The sequence below is a fragment of the Maribellus maritimus genome, assembly GCF_022267315.1.
GTDB lineage: Bacteria > Bacteroidota > Bacteroidia > Bacteroidales > Prolixibacteraceae > Draconibacterium > Draconibacterium maritimum.
This window is the reverse complement of sequence record NZ_JAIKLE010000003.1, coordinates 114619-132659: the sequence shown is the minus strand read 5'-3', so window position 1 is coordinate 132659 and position 18041 is coordinate 114619. Positions and strand designations below refer to the sequence as shown.

16 protein-coding genes are annotated in these 18041 nt (G+C 37.0%); 10 read left to right on the top strand and 6 right to left on the bottom strand.

Annotated features, from left to right (window positions below; translation table 11 throughout):
• Positions 1–207: 207 nt before the first annotated feature.
• From K5G00_RS03900 to K5G00_RS03885, 4 genes are all read right to left on the bottom strand, one after another.
• Positions 208–609 (bottom strand): hypothetical protein, encoded by a 402-nt coding sequence (locus tag K5G00_RS03900; RefSeq protein WP_238764429.1) that lies wholly within the window; start codon positions 607–609, stop codon positions 208–210.
• A gap of 67 nt (positions 610–676) precedes the next feature.
• Entirely contained in the window at positions 677–1477 is an 801-nt protein-coding gene (locus K5G00_RS03895; RefSeq protein ID WP_238764427.1) for a hypothetical protein, read from the bottom strand.
• 49 nt (positions 1478–1526) lie between these two features.
• Complete coding sequence (locus K5G00_RS03890; protein WP_238764425.1) at positions 1527–2315, bottom strand: LytR/AlgR family response regulator transcription factor; 789 nt, start codon at positions 2313–2315, stop codon at positions 1527–1529.
• A gap of 119 nt (positions 2316–2434) precedes the next feature.
• Positions 2435–4441, bottom strand: coding sequence for a histidine kinase (locus K5G00_RS03885; protein ID WP_238764423.1), 2007 nt, complete (start codon positions 4439–4441; stop codon positions 2435–2437).
• A 261-nt stretch (positions 4442–4702) separates the two neighbouring features.
• Here K5G00_RS03885 and K5G00_RS03880 point away from each other — a divergent pair, with 261 nt between their 5' ends.
• From K5G00_RS03880 to K5G00_RS03855, 6 genes are all read left to right on the top strand, one after another.
• The gene (locus K5G00_RS03880) at positions 4703–5626 is read left to right on the top strand and encodes an ABC transporter ATP-binding protein (protein ID WP_238764422.1); all 924 of its coding nucleotides are present in this window, start codon (positions 4703–4705) and stop codon (positions 5624–5626) included.
• 11 nt (positions 5627–5637) lie between these two features.
• Positions 5638–6978 carry an ABC transporter permease gene (locus K5G00_RS03875; RefSeq protein ID WP_238764421.1) on the top strand — a complete coding sequence of 447 codons (1341 nt, stop codon included), beginning with the start codon at positions 5638–5640 and terminating at the stop codon, positions 6976–6978.
• Positions 6979–7209: 231 nt separating this feature from the next.
• Complete coding sequence (gene cysK, locus K5G00_RS03870; RefSeq protein WP_238764420.1) at positions 7210–8121, top strand: cysteine synthase A; 912 nt, start codon at positions 7210–7212, stop codon at positions 8119–8121.
• 89 nt (positions 8122–8210) lie between these two features.
• On the top strand, positions 8211–8708 hold the full coding sequence (gene tpx / locus K5G00_RS03865) for a thiol peroxidase (protein WP_238764419.1): 498 nt from the start codon (positions 8211–8213) through the stop codon (positions 8706–8708).
• A 206-nt stretch (positions 8709–8914) separates the two neighbouring features.
• The gene (locus K5G00_RS03860; protein WP_238764418.1) at positions 8915–9391 is read left to right on the top strand and encodes a DUF302 domain-containing protein; all 477 of its coding nucleotides are present in this window, start codon (positions 8915–8917) and stop codon (positions 9389–9391) included.
• A 1-nt stretch (position 9392) separates the two neighbouring features.
• On the top strand, positions 9393–9710 hold the full coding sequence (locus K5G00_RS03855; protein ID WP_238764417.1) for a heavy-metal-associated domain-containing protein: 318 nt from the start codon (positions 9393–9395) through the stop codon (positions 9708–9710).
• Between the two features lie 332 nt (positions 9711–10042).
• Here K5G00_RS03855 and carB read toward each other — a convergent pair whose 3' ends face one another.
• Together carB and carA are read right to left on the bottom strand one after the other, a co-directional pair.
• Complete coding sequence (gene carB, locus K5G00_RS03850; RefSeq protein ID WP_238764416.1) at positions 10043–13270, bottom strand: carbamoyl-phosphate synthase (glutamine-hydrolyzing) large subunit; 3228 nt, start codon at positions 13268–13270, stop codon at positions 10043–10045.
• Positions 13271–13286: 16 nt separating this feature from the next.
• Positions 13287–14378, bottom strand: coding sequence for a glutamine-hydrolyzing carbamoyl-phosphate synthase small subunit (gene carA / locus K5G00_RS03845; RefSeq protein WP_238764415.1), 1092 nt, complete (start codon positions 14376–14378; stop codon positions 13287–13289).
• Between the two features lie 221 nt (positions 14379–14599).
• Here carA and K5G00_RS03840 point away from each other — a divergent pair, with 221 nt between their 5' ends.
• The 4 genes from K5G00_RS03840 (at position 14600) to argC (ending at position 18040) form a co-directional block, all read left to right on the top strand.
• Positions 14600–15079 (top strand): arginine repressor, encoded by a 480-nt coding sequence (locus K5G00_RS03840; protein WP_238764413.1) that lies wholly within the window; start codon positions 14600–14602, stop codon positions 15077–15079.
• An 11-nt stretch (positions 15080–15090) separates the two neighbouring features.
• Positions 15091–15765, top strand: coding sequence for a GNAT family N-acetyltransferase (locus tag K5G00_RS03835; RefSeq protein ID WP_238764412.1), 675 nt, complete (start codon positions 15091–15093; stop codon positions 15763–15765).
• 105 nt (positions 15766–15870) lie between these two features.
• Positions 15871–17064, top strand: coding sequence for an argininosuccinate synthase (locus tag K5G00_RS03830; RefSeq protein WP_238764411.1), 1194 nt, complete (start codon positions 15871–15873; stop codon positions 17062–17064).
• Positions 17065–17071: 7 nt separating this feature from the next.
• A complete protein-coding gene (argC, locus tag K5G00_RS03825; protein WP_238764410.1) occupies positions 17072–18040 on the top strand; it encodes an N-acetyl-gamma-glutamyl-phosphate reductase in 969 nt (322 codons plus the stop codon).
• Position 18041 lies beyond the last annotated feature (1 nt).

Below are 18041 nucleotides of genomic sequence, written 5' to 3'. Positions count from 1 at the left end.
GAGTCTTTGTATATTTTTCGTATTGAATACTCCCCGATTTCTTTTAGAATTGGAACTTAAATTAATATCATGAATGATTTAAGTGTCTCAATTTTAGTTAGATTAATGTTTTTTGTGTTGCTTTGGTAACTTGGATAGTACAAAGAATATCATAAACACTCTAATTTTGGTAAAAGCACAAATTAAAGTATTTATGATATTATAACTTTATTTACTACCATCAAATATTAAGGTATTATTACCTATTTTAACATTCAAATTTAATTCATCATCTCTTATGTTTCCTGATATCAGATAGTTAGATCCAGACTCAAGTTTGTAGTGATTATTGTCTACTACTGCAATGACTAATTCATAATTTTCATCGATATCTACTTCTAATTTCTCACAATATAATAAACTTAGAAACACAGAAGTATCTGAAGCTCTCTCAAGCTTGACATAACCACTTTCGGAATCACCAGTTTCAAAAATTTTTAAAGTGCCACTGTAAGTGCCGGAAATAACTTCGCCGAAATTACTAATATCATCATCGTCATCCTGACAGCTACTAAAGAATGCCATTGTTGGCACAATAAAGAATAAAAGAAGTAAATTTTTAAGTTTCATGATTTTTGATTTTTAAAGTTTGATTTTTTGTTGTGTATGTTTATAGAATATTATGCTATGTTTATTATTAAAATGTATAACCTATGTTAAAGCAGATAGCTCCTGAATTTTCGCCGGAGTAATAAGCATTCCCCGAAGAATAAACCGTAACGAACTCAAGTTTTTGCATTTCGTACCCAAATTCAAAATAGGCTACCGATTTGCCTGATACTCTTTTAAATACTCCAACCTTGGGAGACAGATTTAATCCGCTTTGTTCATTCCCTGATATATCAACAGCATAACCTATATTTAAAGAGAGATAGGGAGAAACATCATTATTGAGTAGATATCCTTTTATACTTGGATAAAAGGGGACTAAAACTACGTCTTCCTCGGTGAATGCACGTATTCCAGTGCCAAAACCAAGCCCTAAGAACGGATTTATCTGATACATGTAAATGGCATTTATTGCAATCCGATTTCTACCATAATCTCCAGTTTTTGCATAGAAACCAATATCTGTGCAGAAATGACTACCGGGAGAAATGCCCTCTCCATTACCTTCCCATTTTGTGGGTCGTTCTATATTCTCATTGCCAAAAAATGATTTGTTTTGTGCCCTTGAACTCACTGTATTTGATTCGGTGCGGGTATTAAAAATATCTTTTGTCCCATTCTCGTATCTTATCATCAAAATATCACTTTTTTGCAAAGTGAAAATTGGGCCATCAAGGTTACTATATCTTTTGTATCTAATTTCAGTTCTGTCAACTTCTAGAACTTTCGCTTCGATATCTTCTCCTGTTGTTTTGGTAATAATATCCTGGGAGAAGCCAGAAATGTTAATAAATAACACTCCGAAGAGAATAAAAATTATTTTTTTCATGTTTTTTAGTTCTTTTTATTATGTGAAATGAAAATGTTTTTTCGGTTACTTAATGGAGGTTATCATATCTCTCTTTGAATTTTCCCATCTTGTTTCGGGCGATGGTATGTTTGGTTTTGTCAAAAGGGGGAACCATAATGCAATCCCGGCTTTTATAATCAACAAAGCTGAGGTGATTTAAATTGAGTATGGTACCCGAATTTATCATAAAGAAATCATGAGAATTTAGGATGCCAAGGATATCCTGCCCTTTGATATTTCGCCTCAAAATAATTTTTCGGTTATCGTAAACCATTACCGACCAGTATGGCTTGATCCCTTTTTCATAAGAAACATATTGAATACAAATGATTTCATTCTTCTGCAAAAAGAGTAATCCTTCAACAGTGGGTAATGAGATGCGTTGGTTCCCTTCGTTGTTTATTCGGTTTATTTTATCACGAAAACTACTTTTGTATTTCAATTTTAGAAAACGGTTTACCACGTTTGAAAGGTCAGGGCGCTCCACTGGTTTTATAATAAAATCAAAAGCGGCTTCACGTAAAGCCTCAATAGTATATTTCTCATAGTTGGTTTGAAAAACTACATGGCAGTCAAAATCTGAATTATGGTGAAGATCCCGTAACAATTCTATGCCACTTTTGCCAGGCATCTCAATATCAAGAAATAAAATATCAGGTTTATGATAAAGAGTTTTCTTTAATCCTGTAGCCGGGTCGGTTGTAGTAAATAGAACATTAAGTTTTGGTTCACGAAAGGATTCAATCTCTTCCCGAAGGTTTTTTATTGAAATCTTTTGATCGTCAATAATCGCAACATTTATCTCTTGGATAGCCATATTCAATAAGTTAATTGAATTTTTGTCAAGAATAGTTTTATTTCACTGAATCGTTTTGTGAGAGATTTTTAAAAGGGGATTATTTGGTTCATAATTGGGGGTAATTTGTTTTTTTAATTTCAATTATAGTTAAAAGTAACCGGAATTCGAATAATAACTTTTGTTCCTTTTACACCATTGTTTAATATTTCAAAAGACATCTTTTTTTTGTTTGATAAATTCAGATTGTGAATGGTATTTGTTAAAACTTTTAATCCTGTTCCTGTTCCTCTGGTTGAGTTATGAGCGTTATGAATTCCTATTCCATTATCTGCAACAGTAAGAATAAGAAAATTTGTTTCTTTTTTAGCTGTTATAGTTAATTCGTTGTTGAAGGAACTGTGAACAAACCCGTGTTTAATTGCATTTTCTACCGGAATTTGTAATATCATGCCCGGAACTAATTCATCATCAAGTTCGCGAGTAATTCTCCAATAAACAGAAAATTCTTGCCTTGCTCTGGTTTGTTGAAGTCCAATAAAACTTTTTACGAAACATATCTCTTCTCTCAAAGTGATTGCTGTTTTTTCTGTATTTACCAAACTTTGACGGATTATTCTTGTTAAGTTGTCAAATTGTGTTGTTGAAGTTTCTTTGTTTTCAATATTCTCCTGAATACTATTAATTGTATTGAAAATCAGGTGAGGAGATAGTCGTCCGCGGATATTTTCCATTTTTAAAGCGGCAACTTTTCGCATGTTCTTTTCAATTTCAAGTTGTTTGTTTTTTCTATAGTATAAATAGGCAATCACTCCAATGGACATAAGCATCAACGAAAAGCCGATCAAACTTATAAGTTGGAAACGGTAGCTGGTAATTTTTTCTTCTTGATTTTTTAACGCGTTTTTTTGGGCAATAAGCGTAGTGTCTCTTTGGTATTTGTGTTTAAGTGCTGCAACTTGTCTTCGGTTATCTGTTTGAAGAATGTTACTATTGGTTTTATTCAATTCGGCTAATTCATAAAATGCTTTATGGTAATTGCCGATTTTGCAGAAATAGTTAGAGGTTCTTTTATAGTGTAGCTTTCTTATAACATTGTCGATTTCATTCTGTTTAAGAACAGAGTCAGCACGCTGAAAAAATTCTTTCGCTTGTAACAAATTCCCCATTTGGTTATTGTATTCAGCTTTCAAACTATAACAATTAAAAAGAAAGGCGGGTATTTGCTCACTCATCCAAAACCATTCATCCAATAGGTTTAAATAGTTTTTTGCTTCAGCAGTGTTTTTTTGGGTAAGAAGTAATTCTAATAAATTCATAACAGAAATGAACTGATTAAATGTATTCAGTTCCTTTGATATCTCATGGGCCAAAAGGAATTCCTGTTTTGCATTATCATAATCGTTTTCTAAAAAAAACATTCTTCCTTTGTTATTATGATGTACAAAGTGAGACAAGGGTGTAAAAAATGTTTCGTATTTTAAAACTTCCTGAAACTGTTGCTTTGCTTCATCAAAAAAACCACAATTGGTGTATAAGTCAGCATATGCTTGAAGAGATGAGATCATTAAAGTGGAGTCTTTATATTTGTCTGAGATTTCAATACATTTTTCAACTGACTCAATTGCATTTGCATAATCGTCCTGATCCATTAATATGTTTGATTTGTTTAGATATGCTGTAACTTGAGTTTTATAAATTTCAGGTATCTCAGCCATTGATGTTATTTCATTATAGTTATTTAGGGCTTTTTCAATATCTCCAAGGTTTTGGTAAAGAAATCCAATGTTGTGAATAATTTTCGCCTGATTTTCTTTTCCTAGTTTTGAACTATCTTTTTCCCAATAACGATAACACTCAGAAAAGAAATAAATTGAGGAATCAATATTTCCCTGGAAAAAGCTGCTCTGGGCAAGTATTTGCTGAAGACTAAAAAAGAAGTTGCTATCTGATGCCAATGAATCAACGAGTTGATAGCTTTGTACCAGTTTTATTGTTGAATCTGGAAACAAACCGGATTGATTCATCAAATTTGTGACAATAGAATCTTTGAGAATCTTACAATTGGTCGGGTTTTCTTTTTGCAACTTTTTGCATCCTGAAAAAGAGAGCAGAATTATAAATATGAGGAAAATAGCGAAACGCATTGATTGGGTTTTTATGATAAGTAAAAATAGAATAAATTTTTTAAATCAAAATACAAAAATTCCGATAACTCTAATTTGGCAAACTTGTTGAGTCTTTTCCCCATGTTGTCAGTATCTTTTGTAAAAAAGCAGGGTTCGTCGGTAAAAACATGATGTTTACCAGATTTAAATTTGAATTCAATAAATTGTTCTGCTATTTTTAGAACCTTATAATTTGTAACTATTGAGTTAAAAAAGTTACCTATTTCTAAAACAAATTTTATGGAGATTTTTAGCGCTAGAAATGTTGATAAAACTTTTGCCACCACAAAAGCTTTGTCGGATGTAAGTATTTCGGTAAACGAGCAAAGTATTTTTGGATTGCTTGGTCCAAACGGAGCAGGAAAAACGACACTAATCAGGATCATTAATCAGATTACCGCTCCGGATAGTGGGGAAGTACTTCTGGAAGGCCGTAAAATGAAAGGCTCAGATGTTGCCCGGATTGGATATTTGCCCGAGGAACGAGGTTTGTACAAGAAAATGAAAATCGGTGAACAAGCCATTTACCTTGCGCAATTGAAAGGATTGAGCAAACAGGAGGCCACCAGAAATCTGAAACATTGGTTTGAAAGGTTTGAAATAATGACCTGGTGGAACAAAAAAGTGGAAGAACTTTCAAAAGGAATGGCTCAAAAAGTACAGTTTATTACTACCGTAGTCCACAAACCCAGGTTGCTTATTTTTGATGAACCTTTTAGTGGCTTCGACCCGATTAATGCCAATCTCTTAAAACGTGAGATATTAAATTTGAGAGATGAAGGGGCTACAATTATTTTTTCGACGCACAACATGGAGTCGGTTGAAGAACTTTGCGATCATATTGCGCTGATAAATAAATCAAAAAAGATTGTTGACGGCCCAACCGATGAAATTCGGGAAAAATACAAACAGAATATTTTCGAAGTAAAATATAAAGGGGAGTTCGAAGAGGTTGAAAAGGCACTTGGGCAAAAAATGAAAATACTTGGGCATGCTGAAAGTGAAAAAGAAAATCAACTTACAGTGCAATACTTGAACGGTGATTCAAATAATAAGCTTATTCAGCAGTTGCTTCCCGTGGCCGAAATCATCTCGTTTGAAGAAATTATTCCAAGCATGAATGATGTATTTATTACCGCTGTTGAAGAATCAAATAAAAAGTAAATCAGTTTAAGATGAATAAAACACTACTAATATTAAAACAGGAATATTTAAAACGGGTAAAGAAAAAATCGTTTATTGTTCTTACACTGCTGGTGCCGTTTCTTTTTGCGGGAATGTTTGCACTTATTATTTTTCTTTCCATTAATAACGATAAAGAAGAACGGACTATTGCTGTATACGACGAGTCGCAATTGTTTTTGGGTGAACTGGAACAGCAAGGCTACACAACCTTCCATTTTATACCCGAGGAAGAATATAATGAGTTGAAATCGAATTTAAAAGAGAGTGATTTTTACGCCTTGTTGTACATCCCCGCAAATATATATTCTGCAAATGTTGCCCAGCTTTTATCGGTAAAACAGGTTCCTATCGAATTAAGCGAACAAATTGAACGAAAACTAAGTCGTTTTATCGAGAATGACAAACGCCAAAAAGTGGTGGAAGAGACCCGCATTCCGGATTTGGAAGACAGGCTGGCAGGAACCAAAACCAGTATAAAACTCAATACGCTTAAAATATCGGAATCGGGAGAAACCAAAAAAAGTTCTTCGACTATTGCGTTTATCGCCAGTTACGTTATGGGTTTTATCATTTACTTTTTTGTATTTATGTATGGTTCTATGGTAATGCGGAGCGTGATGGAGGAGAAAAAGAACCGGATAATCGAAGTAATCATTTCGTCCGTAAAACCGATGCAGCTAATGGCAGGAAAAATAATCGGGACAGCGCTGGTTGGTTTAACACAGGTAGGTATCTGGATTGTTTTAGGTGCAGTTGCTCTGGGAGTTGTTCAGGGATTGTTTACTCCTGAATCGGCTCAGCAAATGGGACAAAGCATTATGGAGTCGCAGTCTGCTATGAGTCCGGCGGCATCTCAAATGGCTGGACAAAATCAGGTAACTGAAGTTTTGGAAATGATTGGCAACCTGAATCTGCCGTTAATTCTTTTCTCTTTTGTGTTCTATTTCCTTGTGGGATATCTGATGTACAGTTCTTTGCTGGGAGCAGTTGGAGCAGCAGTCGACAGCGACGAAGATGCACAGCAATTGGTTTTTCCGGTTACCATACCGCTAATTCTTTCCATCATGTTGTTATTCCCCATTGCTAAAAATCCAGAAGGGCCTGTGGCCTTCTGGGGTTCAATCATTCCGTTTACATCTCCGGTATCGATGTTGGCCAGAGTGCCCTACGGAATTCCTACCTGGGAGCTGTTACTTTCTATGTTTTTACTTGTTTTGGCGACTGTTGGAGCAATCTGGGTAGCGGCTAAAATCTACCGTACCGGTATTTTAATGTACGGTAAAAAAGTAAACCTTAAAGAATTGATAAAGTGGTTGCGATATAAAAGTTAATTTTTTTGAAACAATTTAAAGCGATTCTTGTTTCTAAGTTAGAATTTGCAAAAGTTGAGTATATTGCATGTGAATGAGAAACGCGAAAATAAATACCTGCATGTGTTGCTGTATCCCGGATTTAAGGGAAGGTACTTTTCGTGGATAGATTGTGAATAAATAAAATAATTTATACGAAAGCCTTCCTGATTTCAGGGGGGCTTTTTTTATACCGATTTTAAAATTATAAATATGAAAGCAAATAGTATTTTGGAGACTATTGGAAATACTCCACATGTGCGGTTAAGCAGGTTGTATCCCTCGGAATACGAAGTTTGGGTGAAAGTGGAAAAGACAAATCCGGGAGGAAGTATTAAAGACAGAATTGCCTTGTCGATGATTGAAGACGCCGAAGCCAAAGGAATTTTAAAACAAGGATCAACAATTATTGAACCCACTTCGGGAAACACTGGAATTGGATTGGCGCTTGTTGCTGCTGTAAAAGATTACCGGCTGATTTTAACCATGCCCGAATCGATGTCGATTGAACGGCGTAAAGTTTTAACAGCTTTAGGCGCCGAGTTGGTTTTAACTCCGCGAGAGAAAGGAATGAAGGGAGCTATTGCAAAAGCTGAGGAACTATCATCAGAGATTCAGGATTCTTGGATTCCTTTTCAGTTTTCAAATCCTGCCAATGTTGATGCACACCGAAAAAATACAGCTTTCGAAATTGTGAATGATTTTCCTGATGGGCTGGATTATTTAATCACCGGTGTTGGTACGGGGGGACATATTACCGGAGTGGCAGAAGTTTTAAAACAGCATTTTCCGAATATAAAAGTTTTTGCTGTTGAACCCGACGGAAGCCCGGTGATTAGTGGTGGCGACCCGGGACCACATCCCATTCAGGGGATTGGAGCAGGATTTATTCCCGATAACTTAAACACCGATTTACTCGACGGGACAATCCCGATAAGCAAAGAAGAAGCTTTTGAGTACGCAAAAAAAGCTGCGTTGAAAGAGGGTCTGTTTGCAGGTATATCCTCCGGTGCATCTCTGGCTGCTGTAGCGAAGAAAATAAAAGAAATACCGGAAGGCTCGAAAATTCTTACGTTTACTTATGATCATGGTGAACGCTATCTTTCCGTTGATGATTTGTATTAATTGTAATTGAGAGTATTAAATTTTGAATATAGTTCAACTTTAAACTTCTTAAACTGTTTTATTCAGCGAATACTTAAATAAAAATTATTATGGCAAAAATAACCCTGAAAGGAAATGAGATTCACACGGTTGGAGAACTCCCCGGTGTAGGTGATTCAGCAAAAGATTTTACCCTGGTTAAAAGTGATTTATCACGTGTAAATTTGGGCGATTTTAAAGGCTCAAAGATTATAATGAATATTTCGCCAAGTATCGATACAAGCACGTGTGCAACGTCGGTTGTGAAATTCAATAAAGCAGCCACTGATCTTGAAAACACAAAAGTCTTGTATATTTCAAGAGATTTACCTTTCGCACAGGCCCGTTTTTGTGGAGCGGAAGGAATAGAAAATGTAATTACTTTGTGCGATTTATCTGGTGACTTTGGAAAAGATTACGGACTGGAAATTGCAGAGGGACCCATGCAGGGCTTACATTCGCGTGTATTAATTGTTTTGAATGAAGAGGGAAAGATTTTGTTTACTCAACAAGTTCCGGAGATTGTGGATGAACCCAATTATGAGGGCGCTTTAGAGGCGGTAAAATAGAAGAATTTTGTTTGTGAAAACAATTTCCTCCTAACGCCTGCTGTCAAGGATTTTGTAAACCTTTAATTTGTACTTGATTGTCTTTGTTCAACTTTTCCAAACAAAGGTTTGAAAAAGTTGTTATTGAATTTAATGAACTGAAAAAAACGGAGTAAGGTGTATGTTTCTCCGGTAACATGTTCAGGATAATTAGAAAACAATGTAATATGAAGAGTAAATTATCGGTTTTTATAGCTGGTGTAGTAGCCGGAATAGTGATTCCTTTTTTGGTAATATTGTTTGTATTGCCGGGGCAGATGTTTATTGTAAATGAAAGTAAACTTGGGTTTGATGAGACTTTGCAAACGATTGAAGAATCGGTAACAGAGAATGGCTGGAGTATCCCGCATCAGTACAATTTGCAGGCTACCATGCAGAAAAATGGATTTGACGTGCAGCCTGTGAAAGTGATTTCTTTATGCAATCCGGTACATGCGCATGAAATTTTAAAAGGCGATAATGAACGAATGGTTTCAGCCTTAATGCCTTGTCGTGTTGCAGTTTATGAAAAAAGTGGAAAGACTTATGTTTCCATGTTGAATGCCGGTTTATTTTCAAAATTTTTAGGCAATAAAGTCAGCGAAGTGATGAATGTTGCTACAAAAGAAAATTTAAAAATCTTAGAACCTGTAATAAACAATTAAAATGAAAAAGTATTTGTATGTTTTTGTGGTATTGGCATTTGTTGCCTGTCAGCCGGGAAACAAAGAAAAAAAATCGGGACAGGATCAGCCGGCGAATGCTGAATTGGTTGAGACCATTGTAAATGTCGGAGGAATGCATTGCGATATGTGCGTAAATTCTATCGAAAAAGGAGTCAACGAATTGGAAGGAATAAGTTTTGTAAAGGCAAACCTGGAAGATTCTACGGCAGTTGTAAAATACGATGCCTCGAAAACCGATTTAGCCCATATTGAAGCTGCAATTGAAAAACGCGGGTATTCAATAAAAAAGGGGTCGTAGCTTTTTGCAAGAGTCTTTTCGCGGGTTCAATTCTTCATTTATCTGTAATTTTCGTCGATTGGCAGAAAAAAAGGTTACAAATAGAAATGATTTATCTATTTTAGACTTGCCATAACATATTAAACAATGAGTCAGAAAAATTACAGAAACAATTTGGTTTTAAACGATAAAACTTCAAGCTGGCATGTTAATGTCAGAGTTTTGTCGTCAGAAAAAACCACCAACCGAAAGATGAATTTCGGGACAAAGATTTGGAAAATTAAAGTTATTTTGAATTAAATAAAAAAGCATCAGTTTTTAGCTGATGCTTTTTTATTTGTTGTTGCTACTGCTTAATATTCATTCCAGCCTTTAATCGTAATATCTTCAATGTTGTATTTACAAATTCCGTAGATAAAAGCACTTGCCACCCGCGCATTGGTAATAAGCGGAATATTAAAATCAATTGAATTCCTGCGGATTTTATACCCGTTTTTTAATTCCCTTTTTGTATAATTTTTTGGAATATTTATTACCAAATCAATTTTTTTCTCTTTTAAATATTCTATGGTATTCGGATGCCTGTCTTCTTCATCGGGCCAATGCAACAAGGTATTTTCTATTCCATTATCCGAGAAGAAACGGTGCGTTCCCTCTGTAGCGAAAATATTGTATCCTTTTTCTTTTAACAATCTGGCACTTTCAAGCAATTCTATTTTACCTCTCGACGGACCGGATGAAATCAAAATGTTCTTTTTTGGGAAATTATAACCCACAGAAAGCATCGATTTCAAAATAGCTTCGTAATAGCTTTCTCCAATACACGCAACTTCTCCGGTAGAAGCCATATCAACCCCCAATACAGGATCGGCATTTAATAAACGCGCAAAGGAAAACTGCGGTGCTTTTACTCCCACATAATCCAGCTCGAACAACGACTTGTCGGGTTTCGGAACATCAATTCCCAGCATCACTTTTGTTGCAATTTCAATCAGATTGATTTTCATTACTTTTGATACAAAGGGGAAGCTTCGCGATGCCCTGAGGTTGCATTCGATGACTTTGATATCATTGTCTTTTGCCAAAAACTGCATGTTAAATGGGCCGGTAATTTCAAGCCCTTTGGCCGTTTGGCGTGCAATCTTTTTTACTCTTCTGATGGTTTCCACGTACAGTTTCTGTGGAGGGAAAACGATGGTCGCATCACCCGAATGAACTCCTGCAAATTCAACATGTTCAGAAATGGCGTAAGCAACAATTTCGCCTTTATTGGCTACTGCATCAATTTCAATTTCCTTGGCCTGTTCGATAAACTCAGTAACAACCACCGGGTGTTCTTTTGAAACATTGGCAGCCATTTCGAGGAAATGTTCCAACTGGTCGGGGTTGGAAACCACATTCATGGCAGCGCCGGATAAAACATACGACGGTCGAATAAGCACCGGATAACCCACTTCATCCACAAATTTGTGAATTTCATCAATGGTTGAAAGTCGCGCCCAGCGAGGTTGATCCACTTTAAGTTCATCCAAAAGTGAAGAGAATTTTTCACGATCTTCTGCATTGTCAATTTTAAGAGGAGAAGTTCCCAGTACCGGTACATTTTGTCCGTGCAGTTTCATGGCGAGGTTGTTCGGAATCTGTCCACCCATTGAAACCACAACCCCATAAGGGTTTTCCAAGTCGAAAACATCCATTACCCGTTCAAAAGTCAGTTCATCAAAATAAAGCCGGTCGCAGGTATCATAGTCTGTACTAACGGTTTCCGGATTATAGTTGATCATCACCGAACGGTAATTTTCTTTTTTGATGGTTTCCACAGCATTTACACTACACCAGTCAAATTCTACCGAACTTCCAATCCGGTAAGCCCCGGAGCCAAGAACGATTACTGATTTATTATCGTTGTAAAAATCAATATCGTGTTCGGAGCCGTTGTGCGTAAGATACAGGTAGTTGGTTTGTGCCGGATATTCACCTGCCAGCGTATCTATTTGTTTTACTACCGGAACAATACCGTTTGCTTTTCTGTATTCCCGCACCCGTAACAAATCTTCATGAATATTTTTGTTCGGGCTGTTTATCACGAGTCTGGCAATTTGAAAATCAGAAAATCCGGCTTGTTTTGCAATCTTTAACAAATCAACCGGCAGTTCTTCCAGTTTTTCAAATTTCAGCAGTTCCTTTTTAATCAGGAAGATGTTTTTTAGTTTCTGTAAAAACCAACGGTCAATTTTTGTTTTATCGTAAATTTCATCAACAGAAAATCCTTTATTAAATGCTTCGGCAATGGCAAAGATTCTTCTGTCGGTCGGATTTGAAAGTTCTTCTTCAATTTCCTGAATATTGATTTCATCCCGGTTTCCAACAAAACCATGCATTCCCAGTCCAACCATTCGGATACCCTTTTGAATGGCTTCTTCAAAGGTTCGGCCGATTGCCATAATTTCACCCACACTCTTCATGGAGCTTCCTATGTTTTTGGAAACGCCGATAAATTTATTCAAATCCCATCGTGGAATTTTTACGACACAATAATCGAGTGCTGGCTCAAAAGCTGCCGTTGTAACTTTTGTGACCGAGTTTTTCAACTGATGTAGACCATATCCAAGTCCCAGCTTGGCAGCCACAAACGCCAGCGGGTAACCCGTTGCTTTGGATGCCAGTGCCGATGAACGCGATAAGCGGGCATTTACCTCAATAACCCGATAGTCTTCTGAGTACGGGTCGAGCGCAAACTGAACATTACATTCACCCACGACACCAACCCGGCGAATAATTTTGATCGAAATCGCACGCAGTTTATGGTATTCGGCATTCGATAGTGTTTGAGACGGAGCAACAACAATACTTTCACCGGTATGAATTCCAAGCGGATCAAAATTTTCCATATTACACACTGTAATACAGTTATCGTATTTATCGCGAACCACTTCGTACTCGACTTCCTTCCACCCTTTTATCGATTCTTCAACTAAAATTTGGGGTGAATAGGAAAACGCTTTTGATGCAAGTGCTTCCAGTTCTTCTTCATTTTCACAGAAACCACTACCTAATCCTCCCAGTGTATAGGCTGCCCTGATAATAATAGGGAATCCTACTTTTTGTGCCGCTGCTCTTGCTTCCGACATATTTGAAGCTGCAATACTTTGTGGGGTCTTTACATTGATTTCACCCAGCATTTTGGCAAAAATATCGCGATCTTCAGTATCAATTATTGATTGAACCGGCGTTCCAACAACTTCAATGTTGTATTTCTCCAGGACACCGGATTCAAACAGAGCAACTCCGCAGTTCAGCGCGGTTTGTCCTCCGAAGGCGAGCAAAATACCTTGTGGCTTTTCCTTTTTGATAACCTCTTCAACAAAAAAGGGTGTAACCGGAAGGAAATAAATTTTATCGGCAATATTCTCCGAGGTTTGAATCGTAGCAATATTCGGATTGATGAGTACGGTTTCAACACCTTCTTCTTTAAGTGCTTTTAACGCCTGTGAACCGGAATAATCAAATTCTCCGGCCTCTCCGATTTTTAATGCCCCCGAACCGAGGATGACTGCTTTTTTAATATGTGTTTCTATCATGGTAATTTTTTATTTTCTAATTCCCCAATCCTTTGTACTTTTTGATGTTGTCGATAAAGTCATCAAACAAAAACTCTGTATCAGTAGGTCCGCTTGAAGCTTCCGGGTGAAACTGTGTGGAAAAGAATGGTTTGGTTTTATGTTTTATACCCTCGTTTGTGTTATCGTTGGCATTGGTAAAAAGTATTTCCCAGTCAGGTGGAAGGGTTTCAGTTTCAACAGCGTAACCGTGATTTTGCGAGGTGATATAACAACGGTTTGTATCTTTCAGGATTACCGGTTGGTTATGACTCCGGTGTCCGTATTTTAATTTGTAGGTTTGAGCGCCGGCAGCCAATGCCAAAAGCTGGTTTCCCAAACAAATTCCCATAACCGGTTTATTTTCCTCAACAACTTGTTTTATATAGCCTACTGTTTCCATGCACATGGCCGGGTCGCCCGGACCGTTGGAGATAAAAACACCATCGTAATCTTCTTTTGTAAAATCATAGTCCCACGGAACTCTGATTACCGTAGCATCTCTGTCAAGCAAACAGCGGATAATGTTGTTTTTTACACCACAATCTACCAATACAACTCGGTGTTCACCCTCTCCATATTCTTCCCGATTAGTACAACTTGCTTTCGCAACCAGATTTTCCAGGTTTGGGTTATAAAAATCGATGGTTTCGTTTTCAAATTCAATTTTTCCTAACATCGATCCTTTTTCACGTAAAATTTTTGTTAAGGCTCGTGTATCGATGTCGAAAAGACCCGGAACTTCGTATTCTTTGAGCCAGTCGGACAAACTTTTTTGAGCATTCCAATGGCTGAACTCAAAGGAATAATCCGAAATTATTAACCCGCTAATGTGTAATTTGTGAGATTCGTAAAACTTATGAATTCCATTCTCTTTTGAATCAAACGGAACACCATAATTCCCAATCATCGGGTAGGTTGACACCAGAATCTGCCCTGTATATGAAGGGTCTGTTAAACTCTCCGGGTAGCCGGTCATTGCGGTGTAAAAAACAACTTCGCCAGCTACCGATTTTTCACTTCCAAACGATTTACCTGTAAAAACAGTCCCGTCTTCCAGGGTGAGTTTTGCTTGTTTTACTTTTAACATTTTCAGTTGTTCTATTAAAAAAAATGCGTTTCCACTAAAAATAGTTTAAACGCATCTTTCTTCAGTCTTTTTATGAATAACTACTAACTTTTCTCCCATTGAAATTAAAATGATGTTATTAAAATCATTTCTCCGACAAAAATAGTAATATTTCTTAAACATTTGGTTTGTTTTTTAATAAAAATGAATAATTTTGCAAAGAAAATGAATATTTATTCATAATGAAAAAAAAGGTAGAAAGGCAACTTGAAATCAGAAAAATAATTTTGAACGGCAAGGTTCACAGCCAGGAGGAATTATTGATGCAGCTGAGAAAAAAAGGCTTTGAATTAACGCAGGCAACATTGTCGCGTGATTTAAAAGTTTTGCAGGTTGCCAAAGTACCACATCCTACCAAAGGATATGTATATACCATTCCGGGAGCAGAAAGAGAAGAAGTTTCAAGTGAAAGAAACCGTGTTAACTTTTTGGCTGACGGATTTAAAGATATTCAATTCTCAGGCAACCTGGCTGTGGTAAGAACATCGCCCGGTTATGCCAACAGTATCGCCGCTGTGATTGACAAAGCCGAGCCTTGGGAGATTATCGGGACGGTTGCCGGAGATGACACAATTCTTCTTATTCAAAGAGAAGGAATTGCAAAAACAGATTTAGTGAATGCGTTAATAAATGTAATGCCCAATTTGAGGGGCAAATTGTAATATTTAATTTGATGAAGGAATTAAACAATATCAGGGTAGAAGTTGCAAGTGAAAAACATATTAAATATGTAGACCAGATAAATGACGCCATTGATGTAGCTTCAAAACACCGTGGAACCGGTATTGCACGTCGTTCTTCGGAATATTTAACTGCAAAAATAACAGATGGGAAAGCTATTTTGGCACTCGACGGTGATAAGTTTGCCGGATTCTGTTATATAGAAACATGGGGAAACAAAGGTTTTGTAGCTAATTCAGGATTAATTGTTGTGCCCGAATACAGAGGTTACGGATTGGCAAAAGCAATAAAACACAAAGCTTTTGAGCTTTCAAGAAAAAAATATCCGAATGCCAAAATTTTTGGCCTGACCACTGGTTTGGCGGTGATGAAAATTAACCATGAGTTGGGGTACCGTCCGGTTACTTTTTCAGAGCTGACCACCGATGACATGTTTTGGAACGGTTGTAAAGGGTGTGTGAATTACGATATTTTGATGCGTACGGAACGAACGAAATGTTTGTGCACAGGAATGCTGTATGATCCGGCGTGGGAAAATAAGGAAAAAGTAAACGGCAATGCGGTTAAAAAACGCAGTTTGATGGATATTATTCAGAAAATAAAACCTAAGGCAGGATTTAAAAAACAACTGGAAATCAACAATAACAAAGAAACAACCAAAGAGTAACGGAGCGCTAATTAGTATAGATATTTTTTATACAGACAGCAAAATAAATGAATAGTTTTAAAATTGGATTTGGGCGTCTTCGTTGCTCTTTATAAGATATTTATCATGAGTAAAAAACTGGTTCTAGCATTTAGCGGAGGTTTAGATACCTCTTTTTGTGTAAAATATTTAAAGGAAGAAAAAGGCTTTGAAGTTTACACTGCAATTGCAAATACAGGTGGTTTCTCTGACGGGGAACTAAAAAAGATTGAGGAAAAAGCATATAAACTTGGTGCTAAGGAACATGTCACCCTTGATGTAACAGAAGAATACTATCAGAAATGTATTCGGTACATGGTTTATGGTAATATTCTCAGAAACAATACATACCCGATTTCTGTAAGTTCCGAACGTGTTTTTCAGGCCATTGCAACCATCGACTATGCAAAAAAAATCGGAGCCGCTTATATTGCACATGGTAGTACAGGTGCGGGTAATGATCAGGTTCGTTTTGATTTGACCTTTCAGGTTTTGGCACCGGAGATTGAGATCATCACACCTATCCGGGATTTAATGTTAAGTCGCCAGGAAGAAATTGATTTTTTGCAGAAGCACGGTGTGGAAGAAGATTTTATCAAAATGCAATATTCTATTAACCAGGGACTGTGGGGAACCAGTGTGGGAGGAAAAGAAACATTAACTTCATCCAAAGGATTACCAAATGAAGCTTATCCAAGTCAGCTCGAATGCAGCGATGAAAAAGTAATTGAACTTGGTTTCGAAAAAGGCGAATTAAAAACCATTGATGGGAAAACTTTTGAAAGCGGGCCCGGGGTCATTCAGGCTCTGGAAGAAATAGCATCAAAATATGCAATCGGGCGCGATATTCACGTCGGAGATACTATCATTGGAATAAAAGGCCGTGTTGGTTTTGAGGCCGCCGCTCCGATGTTAATTATCAAAGCCCATCATTTACTGGAAAAACATACACTTACCAAATGGCAGATATATTGGAAGGAACAGCTTGCCAACTGGTACGGTATGTTTTTGCACGAAGCGTTATATCATGAACCAGTGATGCGCAATATGGAAACATTCCTTGAATCAACACAGGAAAATGTTACCGGGAAAGTTTTTATAAAATTGAAACCATATCATTTCGAATTGCAGGGCATTGAGTCAGAACACGATTTAATGAATTCGGGATTTGGCGAGTACGGAGAGACTGTAAAAGCCTGGACCGGTGATGATATCAAGGGATTTACCAAAATATTATCCAATTCGCTAAAGATTTATAGTTCGGTAAACAAGAAAATATAAAAAACGGATGATTAAAGTTGGAATTATTGGAGGAGCCGGTTACACTGCCGGAGAGTTGTTGCGAATTTTGCTAAATCATCCTCAGGCAGAAGTTATATTTGTTCAGAGTTCCAGTAATGCCGGAAATTTGATTTCTGATGTGCATGTTGATTTATTAGGTGAAACGGATATTGAATTTACGGAAGAATTGCCTTTTTCAAAGGTCGATGTCATTTTTCTTTGTATGGGGCACGGCAAATCAAAAGAATTTATGGAGACAAATCAACTCCCGGATTCTTTAAAAATTATTGATTTAAGCCATGATTTCAGATTAAAAAGGAAAGGTAATAACTTTGTTTACGGTTTGCCGGAACTCAACAGGGAAGAAATAAAAGTTGCAAAAAATATAGCAAATCCGGGATGTTTTGCCACCGGAATTCAGTTGGCATTGTTACCGCTTGCCGCTGAAGGCTTGTTAAAGAGTGGAGTGCACATTCAGGCCATTACCGGTTCAACAGGTGCAGGCCAAAAACCAACAGAAACATCGCATTTTAGCTGGCGAAACAACAATCTTTCCGCATATAAAATTATGGAGCATCAGCACGAAGGCGAGATTTTACAAAGTTTAAAACAATTGCAGCCTTCATTTGTCAGTGATTTTAATTTTGTTCCGATTCGGGGAAATCACACCCGTGGGATTTTTGTTGCAGCCTATACCCGGTTTGATGGCTCGGAGGAAGAAGCCCAAAAGATATATCAGGACTTTTACAACGAACATCCGTTTGTATTTGTAAGTCAAAAAAATCCCGGAATGAAACAGGTGGTTAACACCAATAAGGGAGTTATCTATTTGGAAAAGCATAACAATAAGTTGGTAATAATTAGTTTAACCGACAACCTGATAAAAGGAGCTTCCGGTCAGGCAGTTCAGAATATGAATTTGATGTTTGGGCTGGATGAAAGAACAGGATTGAATTTAAAACCCGTTGCATTTTAGT